Source organism: Rhodopseudomonas sp. BR0G17 (assembly GCF_010907025.1).
GTDB lineage: Bacteria > Pseudomonadota > Alphaproteobacteria > Rhizobiales > Xanthobacteraceae > Rhodopseudomonas > Rhodopseudomonas palustris_H.
Genome location: NZ_QUML01000025.1, coordinates 66723 through 81558 on the forward strand (window position 1 = coordinate 66723; position 14836 = coordinate 81558).

Consider the following 14836-nt stretch of genomic DNA (forward strand, 5'->3'; position numbering starts at 1 on the left):
TATAGCAGAAATCGATTCGCGATTGCGAACCCGCGTCAGCTCTTGTTTCGCGCGGCGTGGACCAGCGCGCGGGCGAGCCGTGGCGCGGTCGCGCCATCGACCGCATAGCCATCCGCTCCGATCGAGCGGATCAGTTCCGGCCTGAGCAGCAGCAACGGGCCGCCGAGCAGGATCGCAACGTCGCGATTGCGCGAGTCGCGGCGGATGTCCTGGACGTAGCGCTTGAGCTGATCGAGGTGGCGATCGCCGCCGACCGAAAAGCCGACGACGTCGAACATGCGTTCCTGCACCAGCGACATCATCTCGCGGCGCGTGTTGAATGGTCCGGTCCAAATGTCCCAGCCATCGCGCCTGAAGAACTCTGCGACCATCGTCAGCCCGAAGCTGTGTTGTTCGCCGTCCAGCGTGGTCAGCAGCACCGTGCCACCACCGCTGGCGCGGTGATCATCGGCAACGCTTTCGCCGAGATGGCGAAGAATTCGTTGCAGTCGACTGACGCCGAGCGTGACGTTGAGGAAGTTCGCGCTGTCGTGCTCCCACATCTCGCCGAGGCGCTGCGCAGCCGGCGCGAGCAGGTTGAGGAAGATCAATTCGGTGGCAGTCCCCTGCGCGATAAGACTCTCCACGTAGTCGAAGGCAGCAGTCTCGTCGTGACCGAGAACCAGCAGGGTGAAGTGCTGCACACCGAAAGGCGTACCAGGATCGACCGGGGCGGACATGTTCGAAAACGGGATCGTGTGCAGCTTAATTCGGGAATGGGTGAGCGTTCGAAGCGATAGGGCAATGGCAGAGGTCTGGACCCGGGGGCGTGCTCGCCAGAGTGGCTCCGGGATCGGAGGGGGCAGGGGCGTCACCGGGAGGTTGGCCGGTTCGGCGTCGGCAATGGCCGCGATCGGATGGTCGTCCCAGTCCGTCATGAGCGGTACTCCCTGACCTTCGACTTAAGGCTGACGGCCGACAGACCGTCAAGTTTAATTTACGTATGGTTTGATTGACAGTGGCATGTGTGGAGACTAGCCTTTGTTGATCAGCCGCACTTTAGGGAGTGGCGCGGTGCATCGTCCGTCAGCATCAGATCAAGAAAAAGAGGGTCTCGGTGCGACAGTCCCGGCCTCCCAATCTAACGTTCCGGTATCGCACCACCGCGACACGCACGTGTCAAACGTTCTTTACATGAAGAGCGCGGAGGGTGCTGTGCCGCACGATGGCACCGCTGGGTCGGTTTCTCAGCAAAAGCAGACGGTTAAGATGCTCTACACGCCCGAAGAGCGGGTTCGCCGAGACGCAACAAAATGGACGCTGGTGCAGGGTATCCTGGCGCCGGTCCAGTTCGTCGTCTTCCTCGTCAGCCTCGGTCTGGTGCTCCGCTATCTCGGAACCGGTGATGGCTACACCGCTGCGACCGTGTCGGTCGTGATCAAGACGCTGGTGCTCTACACCATCATGATCACCGGCGCGATTTGGGAGCGCGAAGTCTTCGGCTGTTACTTGTTCGCGCCCGCGTTCTTCTGGGAGGACGTGTTCAGCTTCCTCGTGCTGGCGCTGCACACCGTCTATCTGGTGATGCTGTTCCTCGGCCTCGGCGATGCGCGCGATCAGATGTACGTCGCGCTCGCGGCCTATGCGACTTACGTCGTCAACGCCACCCAGTTCGTCCTCAAGCTGCGCGCCGCGCGCCGCGACGAACGTCTGGCCGGCCTGCGTGAGCCCTCGGTGTCCGGGAGCCGCGCATGACCGCTCACGTCACAGGTTGTTCGACCGCGACCGCGGATCAGCTGGTCGCTCGCGAAATCCGCACCGAGAGCGGACAGCGCGAGGTGTTCTGCGGGTTGACCGGCATCGTCTGGCTGCATCGTAAGATCCAGGACGCATTCTTCCTCGTGGTCGGCTCGCGCACCTGCGCGCATCTGGTCCAGTCGGCCGCCGGCGTGATGATCTTCGCCGAGCCGCGATTCGGCACGGCGATCATGGAAGAGAAGGATCTGGCCGGTCTCACCGACGCCAATGATGAGCTCGATCGTGTGGTGACGCAGCTGCTGGCGCGCCGACCCGACATCAAGCTCCTGTTCCTGGTCGGCTCGTGCCCGTCGGAAGTCATCAAGCTCGATCTGTCGCGCGCCGCGCTCCGCTTGTCGCAGCGGTTCTCGCCGGGCGTGCGCATCCTCAACTACTCGGGCAGCGGCATCGAGACCACCTTCACCCAGGGTGAAGACGCCTGTCTGGCGTCGCTGGTGCCGGAGCTTCCGGCGCAGACCGATACCAAGCCGTCGCTGCTGGTGATCGGTTCGCTCGCCGACGTGGTGGAAGATCAGTTCGCGCGGATGTTCGACGCGCTCGGCATCGGCAATGTCGCGTTCTTCCCGCCGCGCAAGTCGACCGCGCTGCCGAGCGTCGGGCCGAACACCAAGATCCTGATGGCGCAGCCATTCCTGCCCGACACCGTGCGGGCCCTGGAAGAGCGCGGCGCCAAGCGCCTCGCGGCGCCGTTCCCGCTCGGCGTCGAAGGCACCACCGGCTGGCTGCGTGCTGCGGCCGATGCGTTCGGTGTCGACCCGGCGAAGTTCGATCAAGTCACTGCGCCCAACCGCGCCCGCGCCGAGCGTGCGCTCGCTGCGTTCAAGAGCGAGCTGGGCGGCCGGCGTATCTTCTTCTTCCCGGATTCGCAGCTCGAGATTCCGCTGGCGCGCTTCCTGTCGCGTGAGCTGGACATGCAGCTCGTCGAAGTCGCGACGCCGTATCTGCACCGCGAGCAGCTCGCCGAAGAGCTCAAGCTGCTGCCGGCCGAAGTCGCGCTGACCGAAGGTCAGGACGTCGACGATCAGCTCGACCGCTGCCGCATCGCGCGTCCCGATATCGTGGTGTGCGGCCTCGGTCTCGCCAATCCGCTCGAAGCGGAAGGCATCACAACCAAATGGTCGATCGAACTCGTGTTCACCCCGATCCAGGGATACGAGCAGGCGGCCGATCTTGCTGAATTGTTCGCGCGGCCGCTGGTGCGGCGCGCCAAGTTGGTGGCCTGACCATGCAGCTCACCGTATGGACCTATGAAGGCCCTCCCCATGTCGGCGCGATGCGCGTTGCCACGGGTATGGAGCAATTGCACTACGTGCTGCACGCTCCGCAGGGCGACACCTACGCCGATCTGTTGTTCACGATGATCGAGCGCCGCAACAAGCGGCCGCCGGTGACCTACACGACGTTCGCCGCGCGCGATCTCGGCAAGGACACTGCCGAGCTGTTCATGAGCGCGGCCCGCAACGCCTATGCGCGCTTCAAGCCGCAGGCGATGATCGTCGGCGCATCCTGCACCGGCTCGCTGATTCAGGACGATCCGGGCGGTCTCGCCAAGTCGCTCGGCTTTTCGATTCCGGTGATTCCGATCGATCTGCCGGCGTATCAGCGCAAGGAAAACTGGGGCGCGTCCGAGACGTTCTATCAGCTGGTGCGCGCGATCGCCGGTCCGAAGGCGCCGCCGCCCGGCACCAAGCGCGCCGAGCGCGCGCCGGGCCAGCGTGCCAAGTGCAATCTGCTCGGGCCGACCGCGCTCGGCTTCCGTCATCGCGACGACATCACCGAGATCACCAAGCTGCTCGGTCAGCTCGGGATCGACGTCAACGTGGTGGCGCCGATGGGGGCGACACCGGCGGACCTGACCCGGCTCGGCGAAGCCGACTTCAACGTCGTGCTGTATCCGGAAGTGGCTTCGCAGGCAGCGTCCTGGCTGCAGCGGATCTTCCATCAGCCGTTCACCAAGACGATTCCGATCGGTGTCTCGGCGACCCGCGAATTCGTGCGCGAAGTCGCCGGCCTTGCCGGCGTCGATCCGGAGCCGGTGCTGGCGGCTGCTTCGACCCGGCTGCCGTGGTACTCGCATTCGGTCGACTCGACCTACCTGACCAACAAGCGCGTCTTCATCTTCGGCGATGCCACCCATGCGATCGCCTCGGCGCGGATCGCGTCGGAAGAACTCGGCTTCAAGGTGGTCGGGCTCGGCACTTACAGCCGTGAATTCGGCCGCGACGTCCGCGAGGCGGCGGCGAAGTACGGCGTCGAGGCGCTGATCACCGACGACTATCTCGAGGTCGAAGCCAAGGTTGCCGAACTGCATCCGGAGCTGGTGCTCGGCACCCAGATGGAGCGCCACATCGCCAAGCGCCTCGGCGTGCCCTGCGCGGTGATCTCGGCGCCGGTGCATGTCCAGGATTTCCCCGCGCGCTATGCGCCGCAGATGGGATTCGAAGGCGCCAATGTGATCTTCGACACCTGGGTCCATCCGCTGATGATGGGCCTCGAAGAGCATCTTTTGGCGATGTTCAAGGACGATTTCGAATTCAAGGACGGCGCGCTGCCGTCGCATCTCGGCACTGGCCACGCACCCGCTTCGGCGCCTGCTGTGGCGGAGGTCGCCGTTGCGCTGCCGCAAAGCGCGCCGGTTCTCGACGGTGCAGCATCTGAGCCGGCTCCGACCGCACCCGCCCCCACCGGGGCTGTGTGGGCACCGGAAGCCGAAAAGGAACTGCTGAAGATACCGTTCTTCGTCCGCGGCAAGGCTCGCCGGAATACCGAGCGCTTCGCCAACGAAAATGGTGTCGCAACCATTACTGTCGAGACCTTGTACGATGCCAAAGCGCACTTCGCCCGCTGACAAGACCCCGGTTCGGGTCGTCATCGTCACGCTGGACAGCCATTTGTCCGGTGCCGCCGCACGTGCTCGCAACGTGTTGCGGAAGGATTATCCAGGAATCGAGCTGACGGTGCACTCCGCCGACGAGTGGGGCAGCGACGGACACGCTTTGCAGCGCTGCCTCGCCGACATCGCCACCGGCGACATCATCATCGCCACCATGCTGTTCATGGACGATCACGTCCGTGCGGTGATGCCGGCGCTGCAGGCGCGGCGCACCGAATGCGACGCGATGGTGTGCTGCATGTCGGCCTCTGAGGTGGTGAAGCTCACCCACATCGGCAAGTTCGACATGAGCGCCGAAGCGCTCGGCATGATCAACTGGCTGAAGAAGCTGCGCGGCAAGAAGCACGAGGGCTCGGCCGGCAAGGGCGAGATGAAGATGCTGCGGCAGCTGCCGAAGCTGCTGCGCTTCGTCCCCGGCACCGCGCAGGACATGCGCGCCTACTTCCTGACGCTGCAGTACTGGCTGGCGGGCTGCGAGCAGAACATCGCCAACATGGTGCGGCTGCTGATCGACCGCTACGCCAACGGTCCGCGCAAGGGGCTGCGCGGCGTCGCCAAGGTCGAGCCGCCGCTCGAATATCCCGATATTGGCGTGTACCACCCGAAGATGAAGGGCCGGATCGCCGAGTCGGTCGATAAGCTGCCGACGGGCCCGTCCGAAGCCAAGGGCACGGTCGGCGTGCTGCTGCTGCGCTCCTATCTGCTCGCCGGCAATGCCGGGCATTATGACGGCATGCTGGAGACGTTCGAGGCCAAGGGCCTGCGGGTGATTCCGGTGTTCGCCTCGGGCCTCGATCAGCGCCCGGCGATCGAGCAGTTCTTCATCAAGAACGGCCGTCCCACGGTCGATGCAGTGGTGTCGCTCACCGGCTTCTCGCTGGTCGGTGGTCCCGCCTACAACGACTCCAAGGCGGCCGAAGACATCCTCGCCGCGCTCGACGTGCCGTATCTGTCGGCGCATCCGGTCGAGTTCCAGACGCTGGAGCAGTGGGCGACGTCCGATCGCGGCCTGATGCCGGTGGAAAGCACCATCATGGTGGCGATCCCCGAACTCGACGGCTGCTCCAACCCGATGGTCTATGGCGGCCGCTCCGACGGCGGCGACGTTGCCTGCCCGGGCTGCGAGAAGTTCTGCAAGTTCGAGCGCAACGAAAGCGGCGGCGACATGCATGTCTGCAGCGAGCGCGCCGAAATGCTGGCGTCGCGCACCGCCAAGCTGGTGGCGCTGCGCCGGAGCGAACGCAAGGACCGCAAGGTCGCTGCGGTGCTGTTCAACTTCCCGCCGAACGCCGGCAACACCGGCACCGCGGCGTTCCTCGGCGTGTTCGAGTCGCTCTACAACACGCTGAAGGCGATGAAGGCCGAAGGCTACACCGTCGAGGTCCCCGAAAGCGTCGACGCGCTGCGCGAGGCGATCATCAACGGCAATGCGGCACGGTTCGGCGCCAATGCCAACGTCCATGCCCGCGTGATGGCCGGTGATCACGTCAAGAACGAACGCTATCTGCGCGAGATCGAAGCGCAGTGGGGTCCGGCGCCCGGCAAGCAGCAGAGCGACGGTTCGTCGATCTTCATTCTCGGCGAGCGCTTCGGCAACGTGTTCGTCGGCGTGCAGCCGGCGTTCGGTTACGAAGGCGACCCGATGCGGCTGCTGTTCGAGAAGGGGTTTGCGCCGACGCACGCCTTCTCGGCGTTCTATCGCTGGATCAAGCAGGATTTCGGCGCCCACGCGGTGCTGCATTTCGGCACCCACGGCGCGCTGGAATTCATGCCCGGCAAGCAGACCGGCCTGTCCGGCACCTGCTGGCCCGACCGCATGATCGGCGATCTGCCGAACATGTATCTGTACGCCTCCAACAATCCGTCCGAAGGCGCGATCGCCAAGCGCCGCTCGGCCGCGACGCTGGTCAGCTACCTGACGCCGCCGGTCGCGCATGCCGGCCTGTATCGCGGGCTGCTCGAACTGAAGTCGTCGCTCGAGCGCTGGCGCGGGCTGACGCCGGAGGAAGAGACCGAGCGCGCTAATCTCGCGACGCTGGTGCAGGCGCAGGCCGCGGGCCTCGACCTCGCCCCGGCCGAGCCGGCCTGGACCGCCGAGGAAGCGGGCGACACCATCGCCAAGCTCGCCGACGCCGTGCTCGAGATGGAATACGCGCTGATCCCGCACGGCCTCCATGTCGTCGGCAACGTGCCGTCCGAAGAGGAGCGGGTCGAGACGCTGGAAGCCGTCGCCGATGCGATGCACGGCAAGCGCCCCGACAAGGCCCTGCTCGAAGCGCTGGTGCGCGGCGGCCATCCCGAACATCTGTCGGGCAATGGTCCGGAAGCGCAGGCCAATCTCGACATGCTCAAGGAGCTCGTCGGGATCGACAAGCTGCTCGCCGAGGATCACGAACTCGCCGCGATCCTGCGCGCGCTCGACGGCAAGTTCATCCGTCCGGCGCCGGGCGGCGACCTGCTGCGCACGCCTCAAGTGCTGCCGACCGGCCGCAACCTGCACGGCTTCGATCCGTTCCGGATTCCGTCGGCCTACGCGCTGCAGGACGGCGCCAAGCAGGCGCAGCGGCTGATCGACAAGCACATCGCCGAGGGCAATCCGCTGCCCGAGACGGTCGCGATCGTGCTGTGGGGCACCGACAACCTCAAGAACGAAGGCGCGCCGATCGGCCAGGCCCTGGCGCTGATGGGTGCACGGCCGCGGTTCGACGGCTACGGCCGTCTCGCCGGCGCCGATCTGATCCCGCTGGAAGAACTCGGGCGGCCGCGCATCGACGTGATCATCACCATGTCGGGCATCTTCCGCGACCTGCTGCCGCTGCAGATCAAGCTGCTCGCCGAAGCCGCATTCATGGCGGCGAGCGCCGAGGAGCCGGCCGAGCAGAACTTCATCCGCAAGCATTCGCTGGCCTATCAGGCCGCGCACAACTGCGACATGGAGACAGCCTCGCTGCGGGTGTTCGGCAATGCCGACGGCGCCTACGGCTCCAACGTCAACCATCTGGTCGAGAACAGCCGCTGGGAAGACGAGGACGAGCTCGCCGAGACCTATACCAAGCGCAAGAGCTTCGCTTACGGCCTCAAGGGCCAGCCGGTGCAACACGCCGAGCTGCTCAAGAGCGCGCTCGCCGACGTCGATCTGGCTTATCAGAACCTCGACTCGGTCGAACTCGGCGTCACCACGGTCGATCACTACTTCGACACGCTCGGCGGCATCAGCCGCGCGGTGCGCAAGGCGAAGGGTGGCCAGGCCGCGCCGGTCTATATCGGCGACCAGACCCGCGGCGCCGGCACGGTGCGCACGCTGTCGGAGCAGGTCGCACTCGAAACTCGCACGCGGATGCTGAATCCGAAGTGGTACGAGGGCATGCTCAAGCATGGCTACGAAGGCGTGCGTCAGATCGAAGAGCACGTGACAAATACTATGGGCTGGTCGGCAACCACGGGCGAAGTCGCCCCCTGGGTGTACAAGCAGCTCACCGAGACCTTCGTGCTCGATCCTGAAATGCGGGCACGCCTCGCCGCGCTCAATCCGGTAGCCTCGGCGAAAGTCGCCAACCGCCTGATCGAAGCGCACGAACGCAACTACTGGTCTCCGGACCCGGAAATGCTCGAGACCCTGCGCAAGGCAGGCGAAGAGCTCGAGGATCGCCTGGAAGGCGTGGGAGTGGCCGCATGAACATCCTGACTGATCCCAACAAGCTGAAGACCTCGGGCTGCGCCGACGTCAACGCGTCGAAATGCGCCGAGGGCGACGGCGAGGGCAGTGTCCAGGTCCAGCTCGACCCCAACCTCAACATCGGCACCGCCAAGGTGTTTTCGATCTACGGCAAGGGCGGTATCGGCAAGAGCACGACCTCGTCGAACCTGTCGGTGGCGTTCTCCAAGCTCGGCAAGCGCGTGCTGCAGATCGGCTGCGATCCGAAGCACGACTCGACCTTCACGCTCACCAAGAAGCTGATGCCGACGGTGATCGACGTCCTGGAGTCGGTGAACTTCCACTCCGAGGAGCTGCGCCCCGAAGACTTCGTGTTCGAGGGCTACAACGGCGTGATGTGCGTCGAGGCGGGCGGTCCGCCGGCCGGCACCGGCTGCGGCGGCTACGTCGTCGGCCAGACTGTCAAGCTGCTCAAGGAGCATCATCTGCTCGAAGATACCGACGTGGTGATCTTCGACGTGCTCGGTGACGTGGTGTGCGGCGGCTTCGCCTCGCCGCTGCAGCATTCCGAGCGGGCGATGATCGTCGCCGCCAACGATTTCGATTCGATCTTCGCCGCCAACCGCATCGCCGCGGCGATCCAGGCGAAGTCGAAGAACTATGCCGTGCGTCTGGCGGGAGTGATTGCCAATCGCAGCCGCGAAACCGACCAGATCGACAAGTTCGGCGAGCGCACCGGCATCAAGCGCGTCGCGCATCTGCCGGATCTGGATGTCATCCGAAAGAGCCGTCTGAAAAAGATGACGCTTTTTGAGATGGATCACACCCCAGAAATTGAAGCTGTGCAAAATGAGTATCTTCGGCTCGCGACGGATTTGTGGGAGGCGAAGGAACCCCCGGTCCAGGGCAAGCCGCTGAAGGATCGCGACATCTTTGATCTCTTGGGATTTGATTGATGGCGTTGGGCAGCTACATCGAGCGTCGCGGCGAGCTTGAAACCTATTTCGATCGCACCGCGGCCGACACCTGGGCCAAGCTGACGTCGGACGCTCCCGTCAGCGGCATTCGCGCCACCGTGCGCGCCGGCCGCGACGAAATGCGCAACACGCTGCTGTCGTGGCTTCCAGCCGACATGACCGGCACCCGGCTGCTCGACGCCGGTTGCGGCACCGGCGCGCTGTCGATTGAGGCGGCGCGGCGCGGCGCCAAGATCGTTGCGATCGATCTGTCGCCGACGCTGGTGGCGGTGGCGCGCGAGCGTCTGCCGGCCGACATCGATCCGGCCGCGATCGACTTCCGCTCCGGCGATATGCTCGACCCCGAACTCGGCGAGTTCGATTTCGTGGTCGCGATGGATTCGCTGATCCACTACCTGCCGCACGACATCTGCCGCATGCTGGCGACGCTGGCATCGCGCACCCGGCAGTCGATGGCGGTGACGTTCGCGCCGAAGACCCCACTGCTGACGCTGATGCATTTCGTCGGCGGCTTCTTCCCGCGCGCCGACCGTGCGCCGGCGATCGAACCGATCAGCGAAAAGACACTGCGCAGCCTGGTGGCCGAAGAGCCGCTGCTGGCGCAATGGCAGCCCGGCCGCACCCATCGGGTGTCGTCCGGCTTCTACACCTCGCAGGCCTTGGAGATGGTTCGACGATGAGCCAAGTGGCGGCGACATTGGCGAAGGGCTGGATGCGTCTCGGGACGCGTTTCCTGCCGTTCGCTGACGCGGCGACGAAGGAGCTTCCGCTCGGTCGTCTGCTGCGTCTGTCGCTGTTTCAGGTCTCGGTCGGCGCTTCGATCGTTCTTCTCAACGGCACCCTCAACCGGGTGATGATCGTCGAGCTCGGCGTCACCACGCTGCTCGTCTCGCTGATGGTGTCGCTGCCTCTGGTGTTCGCGCCGTTCCGCGTGCTGATCGGCTTCAAGTCCGACCATCACCGCTCGGTGCTCGGCTGGCGCCGCGTGCCGTATATCTGGATGGGCACGCTGCTGCAGTTCGGCGGCTTCGCCATCATGCCGTTCGCGCTGCTGGTGCTGTCGGGCGAGGGCGCTTATCCGGCGGTGTACGGTCAGTTCGGCGCCGCGCTGGCGTTCCTGCTGGTCGGCGCCGGCCTGCACACCACTCAGACAGCCGGTCTCGCACTCGCCACCGACATCGCGCCGGAAGATTCGCGGCCGCGGGTGGTGGCGTTTCTGTATGTGATGCTGCTGATCGGCATGACCGGCAGCGCCGTGATCTTCAGCGAGCTGCTGCGCGACTTCAGCGAGCTCAAGCTCATTCAGGTGATTCAGGGCGTGGCGGTGGTGCAGCTGCTGCTGAACATCGTCGCGCTGTGGAAGCAGGAAGCCCGTAACCCGACGCTGACTTCGGCCTCGCGGCTGCGTCCGCAGTTCGGCGAGTCGTGGGCGCAGTTCCGTGCCGCCGGCGGCTCGACCCGGATGCTGGTTGCGGTGGCGCTCGGCACTGCCGGCTTTTCGATGCAGGACATTCTGCTGGAGCCGTTCGGCGCCCAGGTGCTGCAACTCACCGTCGGTCAGACCACCGCGCTCACGGCTTTCTTCGCGATCGGCACGCTGGGCGGCTTTGCGCTGTCGGCGCGGATGCTCGGCCGCGGCGGCGATCCGTATCGCCTTGCTGGGCTCGGCGCGATGATCGGCATGTTCGCTTTCGCGGCGGTGGTGATGTCGGCGCCGGCGCAGTCGGTGCTGCTGTTCCGCGCCGGCACGGCGCTGATCGGCTTCGGCGGCGGATTGTTTGCGGCCGGCACGCTGACGGCGGCGATGGCCGTTGCGTCCGGTAGCGATTCGGGAATGGCGCTCGGTACGTGGGGCGCAGTGCAGGCGACCGCTGCCGGCGGCGGCATCCTGCTCGGCGGCGGCATTCGCGACGCCGTCGCTTCGCTCGCCAGTGACGGCATGCTCGGTGCCGTGCTGTCGGGGCCGGCAATCGGTTACTGCTTCGTTTACTACATCGAGATCGCGTTGCTGTTTGCAACGCTTGTTGCGGTCGGTCCGCTCGTGCGCACGACACGAACGAACTACGCGCAGTCGTCAGCCAAATTCGGCCTTGCCGAATTTCCAGGTTAACTAAGAGGAAGGGGTCTGTCCCATGCAACCCGGAGCGTATTTGGACTTAGCACAGGTTACCCTGTACGTATTTTGGATCTTCTTCGCTGGCTTGCTGTTCTACTTGCGCCGGGAAGATAAGCGCGAGGGCTATCCGCTGGTCGCCGATGCCGGCACCGGCACCCGCCTGGCGAAGATCGGCGTGCCTGCGCCGCCGGATCCGAAGACCTACCTGCTGCGTGGTGGCGCGACCAAGACCGTGCCGTCGACCAGCAACGATCGCCCGAACGTGGCGCTCGCTCCGTCTGCGCCGTGGCCCGGTGCGCCGTTCGTTCCGACCGGCAATCCGTTCGCCGATGGCGTTGGCCCGGGCTCCTACGCTCAGCGCGCCGACGTGCCGGAACTCGGCCTCGACAACCTGCCGATCATCGCGCCGCTGCGCGCCGCGAAGGGCATGTTCCTCGACCCGCGTGACCCGAACCCGGTCGGCATGTCGGTCGTCGGCTGCGACGGCGTGGTCGGTGGTACGGTGACCGAGGTGTGGGTCGACCGCGCCGAAGTGATCGCCCGCTACCTCGAAGTCGAGGTCGCCAAGAGCCGTAAGCGCGTTCTGCTCCCGGTGCCGTTCGCGCTGATCAACGACCCATTCGGCAAGGTGTCCGTCGACGCCATCCGCGGCGATCAGTTCGCCGGCGTCCCGACCACCTCGAAGAGCGATCAGGTCTCGAAGCTCGAAGAAGACAAGATCTGCGCGTACTACGGCGCCGGCACTCTCTACGCCACGCCGATGCGTTCGGAGTCGATCGTATGACCGACAGCCCCAGCCAGTTTCGTGAGCTTCCGTCGCCCTTGCCGGAGGGAGAGCGCGTTATCTGGCAGGGGAAGCCGACCTATAAAGGGTTGGCCATCAGGTCCTTCCACATGCGGGCCGTGGCGATTTATTTCGTCCTGCTGATCGCGTGGAAGGCCTGGTCGAACTGGTCGAACGGCCAGTCGCCGGCGGAAGCATTGACGTCCGCGTCGATGCTTCTGATCCCGGCGGCTGCCGGTCTCGGCCTGCTCTCACTGCTCGTCTGGCTGTTCCGCCGGGCGACCTGCTACACCATCACCTCAAAGCGCGTGCTGCTTCAGATGGGCGTGGCGCTGCCGATCACGATCAACATCCCGTTGACCCGGATCGCCAACGCCGACCTCCGCCAGAATCGTGACGGCAGCGGCGATATCCCCCTGCGGGTCATCGACGACAAGCGCGCATCCTACGTGTTGCTGTGGCCGCATGTGCGGCCCTGGTACATCAACAATCCGGAGCCGATGCTCAACTCGGTCCCGGACGTCGCCGCAGTCGCTGCCAAACTCACCGAAGCGGTGAAGGCGCAGACCGACAGCTCCGCGGTGGCGATCGTACAATCCACCAGTAGCGGCCCAGAAGACGGTCCGCTGCCAAGTCCAACCGCACCGGCAGTAGCCTAAACGGAGATCGAGATGAGCGAGGCCGCGCACAATCTCAATGTTCCGAAGGGCGCTTTGATCGCGGCTGCGGCGGTCGTGTTGTTCACGATTGCCGTGGCGGCAACCGCCCGACTGACCGGGGTCGGTCATTCCCGAATGACCCCTCCGGCGATGGTCGAAAGCCTCGACCTGAACTTCGAAGACAGTCCCGACGGCGCCGTGCTCGTGTATCGGACTTCCGATCGCAGCTTGGTGAAGTCGTTGCAGCCGGGTCAGTCCGGCTTCGTCCGCGTGGTGTTGCACGGGCTGGCGCGCGAGCGTCAACTCGCCGGCGTCGGCTCGCAGCCGTCGTTCAAGCTCGCCCGCTACGTCAACGGTCAGTACACGCTGACCGATCCGGTCACCAACAAGGTGATCGATCTCAACGCGTTCGGCGCCGACAATCTGCGCGCCTTTTCGCAGTTGATGCCCGCCGGCAACGGCACCGATCAAACCACCTCCAATAATGAGATCCTCAACGAGAAGGGCGCTTCGAAATAAGCATGTTCGGACTAGGGAAACGCACGAGCTTCGACGTCCCCTGCACGGTCGAGATCGAACAGACCTCGGAAACCCTGCATGCGCACGTCACTCTCGACGGCGACATCGAAATCGGACCTGGCGACGAAGTCCTGGTTCATGATGCGCCGACCCACGTCGACTTCGGCGAACGTTTGGTAGTTCGTCGCACCGCAACCGTGGTCCGTGCCGGTCTTCTCGACAAGATTCGTGCGCGGTTCGAAGGCTACCGTGAACTGACCGAACTGTACGAAGTCAGCTTTTCGACCGGGAGGGTACAATGATTCCAATGGAGGGTGGCGCCCAAGGCGCGCTGCGAACGCGGCCGGACATCAAGGGCAGCGTCGACAGCCTCAACATCGCCAAGCAAGATACCATCCTGACGCCGCGGTTCTACACGACCGATTACGCGGCGATGGACAAGCTCGACGTCAGTCTGGTGCGGGCCGAATGGACCGCGATGATGAACGAGCTGCGTGCCGACTATAACAAGTCGCACTTCAAGAAGACCGACGAGTTTCTGAACAGCGACCTCGACAAGCTGCCGCCCGAGCTGCGCGCCGAGTTCAAGGACTTTCTGGTGTCGTCGCTGACGGCCGAGTTCTCCGGCTGCGTGCTCTACGCCGAAATCAAGAAGCGGATCAAGAACCCGGAGATCCGCGAACTGTTCGGCCTGCTCAGCCGCGACGAAGCCCGCCATGCCGGCTTCATCAACGAGATCCTCAAGGATCACGGCATCGGCGTCGACCTGTCGTTCCTGACCAAGGTCAAGAAGTACACCTACTTCCGGCCGAAGTTCATCTTCTACGCGACCTATCTGTCGGAGAAGATCGGCTACGCCCGCTACATCACGATCTATCGCCAGATGGAGCGCCATCCGGAGCTCCGCTTCCACCCGATCTTCAAGTGGTTCGAGCGTTGGTGCAACGACGAGTTCCGGCACGGCGAGGCGTTCGCGCTCCTGATGCGCGCCGATCCGTCGCTGCTGTCCGGCGTCAACAAGCTGTGGATCCGGTTCTTCCTGCTCGCGGTGTTCGCCACGATGTATGTGCGCGACCACATGCGCCCGGCGTTCTATGAGGCGCTCGGGGTCGATGCCACCGACTACGGCATGCAGGTGTTCCGCATCACCACCGAGATCTCCAAGCAGGTCTTCCCGGTGACGATCAATCTCGACGACCCGCGTTTTCTCCAGAACCTCGAGCGGCTGCGGATCGCCGCGGAGAAGATCGACAAGAGCCACCGCCAGGGCCTGCTCGGCAAGTTGAAGCGGCCGTTCTACGCCGCCTCGGCGGCGCTGGCATTCGGCCGGCTGTTCCTGCTGCCGGCCAAGCGTAACGAACTGCCGCGCGTCATCGGCCTGCGTCCGGCGTGGTGAGGGGGACGGTGTGATGGTCCGCTACCTCGGCCCACCGGTC

Annotated in this window: 13 protein-coding genes; 12 read left to right on the forward strand and 1 reads right to left on the reverse strand. The window is 64.9% G+C overall.

All coding sequences use genetic code 11. The features are described from left to right. Nucleotides 1-35: 35 nt before the first annotated feature. Nucleotides 36-719, reverse strand: a complete 684-nt coding sequence (locus tag DY467_RS18270; protein ID WP_234820135.1) for a cobalamin B12-binding domain-containing protein — start codon at nucleotides 717-719, stop codon at nucleotides 36-38. Between the two features lie 529 nt (nucleotides 720-1248). On the opposite strand from DY467_RS18270, the gene bchF reads away from it, so the two are divergent. Genes bchF through acsF form a run of 12 tightly spaced genes read left to right on the forward strand, consistent with a single transcriptional unit; the run spans nucleotide 1249 to nucleotide 14796 of the window. Next, a complete protein-coding gene (bchF, locus tag DY467_RS18275; protein ID WP_107343551.1) occupies nucleotides 1249-1734 on the forward strand; it encodes a 2-vinyl bacteriochlorophyllide hydratase in 486 nt (161 codons plus the stop codon). Next, complete coding sequence (locus DY467_RS18280; RefSeq protein ID WP_164572280.1) at nucleotides 1731-3020, forward strand: ferredoxin:protochlorophyllide reductase (ATP-dependent) subunit N; 1290 nt, start codon at nucleotides 1731-1733, stop codon at nucleotides 3018-3020. Before bchF ends, DY467_RS18280 begins: the two co-directional genes overlap by 4 nt. A gap of 2 nt (nucleotides 3021-3022) precedes the next feature. After that, nucleotides 3023-4645, forward strand: coding sequence for a ferredoxin:protochlorophyllide reductase (ATP-dependent) subunit B (gene bchB, locus DY467_RS18285; protein ID WP_164638044.1), 1623 nt, complete (start codon nucleotides 3023-3025; stop codon nucleotides 4643-4645). After that, nucleotides 4620-8366 carry a magnesium chelatase subunit H gene (locus tag DY467_RS18290; protein ID WP_164638046.1) on the forward strand — a complete coding sequence of 1249 codons (3747 nt, stop codon included), beginning with the start codon at nucleotides 4620-4622 and terminating at the stop codon, nucleotides 8364-8366. Before bchB ends, DY467_RS18290 begins: the two co-directional genes overlap by 26 nt. After that, on the forward strand, nucleotides 8363-9301 hold the full coding sequence (bchL, locus tag DY467_RS18295) for a ferredoxin:protochlorophyllide reductase (ATP-dependent) iron-sulfur ATP-binding protein (protein ID WP_107343555.1): 939 nt from the start codon (nucleotides 8363-8365) through the stop codon (nucleotides 9299-9301). The genes DY467_RS18290 and bchL overlap by 4 nt, the downstream gene beginning before the upstream one ends. Continuing rightward, nucleotides 9301-10002 (forward strand): magnesium protoporphyrin IX methyltransferase, encoded by a 702-nt coding sequence (gene bchM / locus DY467_RS18300; protein ID WP_107343556.1) that lies wholly within the window; start codon nucleotides 9301-9303, stop codon nucleotides 10000-10002. The genes bchL and bchM overlap by 1 nt, the downstream gene beginning before the upstream one ends. After that, a complete protein-coding gene (locus DY467_RS18305; RefSeq protein ID WP_164638048.1) occupies nucleotides 9999-11432 on the forward strand; it encodes a BCD family MFS transporter in 1434 nt (477 codons plus the stop codon). The genes bchM and DY467_RS18305 overlap by 4 nt, the downstream gene beginning before the upstream one ends. A 22-nt stretch (nucleotides 11433-11454) precedes the next feature. Further along, entirely contained in the window at nucleotides 11455-12222 is a 768-nt protein-coding gene (gene puhA / locus DY467_RS18310; RefSeq protein ID WP_107343558.1) for a photosynthetic reaction center subunit H, read from the forward strand. Next, a complete protein-coding gene (puhB, locus tag DY467_RS18315; RefSeq protein ID WP_164638050.1) occupies nucleotides 12219-12881 on the forward strand; it encodes a photosynthetic complex putative assembly protein PuhB in 663 nt (220 codons plus the stop codon). The genes puhA and puhB overlap by 4 nt, the downstream gene beginning before the upstream one ends. Before the next feature lie 12 nt (nucleotides 12882-12893). Next, a complete protein-coding gene (gene puhC / locus DY467_RS18320; RefSeq protein WP_107343560.1) occupies nucleotides 12894-13400 on the forward strand; it encodes a photosynthetic complex assembly protein PuhC in 507 nt (168 codons plus the stop codon). A 2-nt stretch (nucleotides 13401-13402) separates the two neighbouring features. Beyond that, nucleotides 13403-13702, forward strand: coding sequence for an O2-dependent cyclase accessory protein (locus DY467_RS18325; RefSeq protein WP_107343561.1), 300 nt, complete (start codon nucleotides 13403-13405; stop codon nucleotides 13700-13702). After that, nucleotides 13699-14796, forward strand: coding sequence for a magnesium-protoporphyrin IX monomethyl ester (oxidative) cyclase (gene acsF, locus DY467_RS18330; RefSeq protein ID WP_164638052.1), 1098 nt, complete (start codon nucleotides 13699-13701; stop codon nucleotides 14794-14796). The genes DY467_RS18325 and acsF overlap by 4 nt, the downstream gene beginning before the upstream one ends. Nucleotides 14797-14836: the final 40 nt, after the last annotated feature.

Bases quoted from the DNA above. Each gene is read 5' to 3' on its own strand.
- DY467_RS18270 (WP_234820135.1), bottom strand. From the start codon at position 719: ATGTCCGCCCCGGTCGATCCTGGTACGCCTTTCGGTGTGCAGCACTTC.
- bchF (WP_107343551.1), top strand. From the start codon at position 1,249: ATGCTCTACACGCCCGAAGAGCGGGTTCGCCGAGACGCAACAAAATGG.
- DY467_RS18280 (WP_164572280.1), top strand. From the start codon at position 1,731: ATGACCGCTCACGTCACAGGTTGTTCGACCGCGACCGCGGATCAGCTG.
- bchB (WP_164638044.1), top strand. From the start codon at position 3,023: ATGCAGCTCACCGTATGGACCTATGAAGGCCCTCCCCATGTCGGCGCG.
- DY467_RS18290 (WP_164638046.1), top strand. From the start codon at position 4,620: ATGCCAAAGCGCACTTCGCCCGCTGACAAGACCCCGGTTCGGGTCGTC.
- bchL (WP_107343555.1), top strand. From the start codon at position 8,363: ATGAACATCCTGACTGATCCCAACAAGCTGAAGACCTCGGGCTGCGCC.
- bchM (WP_107343556.1), top strand. From the start codon at position 9,301: ATGGCGTTGGGCAGCTACATCGAGCGTCGCGGCGAGCTTGAAACCTAT.
- DY467_RS18305 (WP_164638048.1), top strand. From the start codon at position 9,999: ATGAGCCAAGTGGCGGCGACATTGGCGAAGGGCTGGATGCGTCTCGGG.
- puhA (WP_107343558.1), top strand. From the start codon at position 11,455: ATGCAACCCGGAGCGTATTTGGACTTAGCACAGGTTACCCTGTACGTA.
- puhB (WP_164638050.1), top strand. From the start codon at position 12,219: ATGACCGACAGCCCCAGCCAGTTTCGTGAGCTTCCGTCGCCCTTGCCG.
- puhC (WP_107343560.1), top strand. From the start codon at position 12,894: ATGAGCGAGGCCGCGCACAATCTCAATGTTCCGAAGGGCGCTTTGATC.
- DY467_RS18325 (WP_107343561.1), top strand. From the start codon at position 13,403: ATGTTCGGACTAGGGAAACGCACGAGCTTCGACGTCCCCTGCACGGTC.
- acsF (WP_164638052.1), top strand. From the start codon at position 13,699: ATGATTCCAATGGAGGGTGGCGCCCAAGGCGCGCTGCGAACGCGGCCG.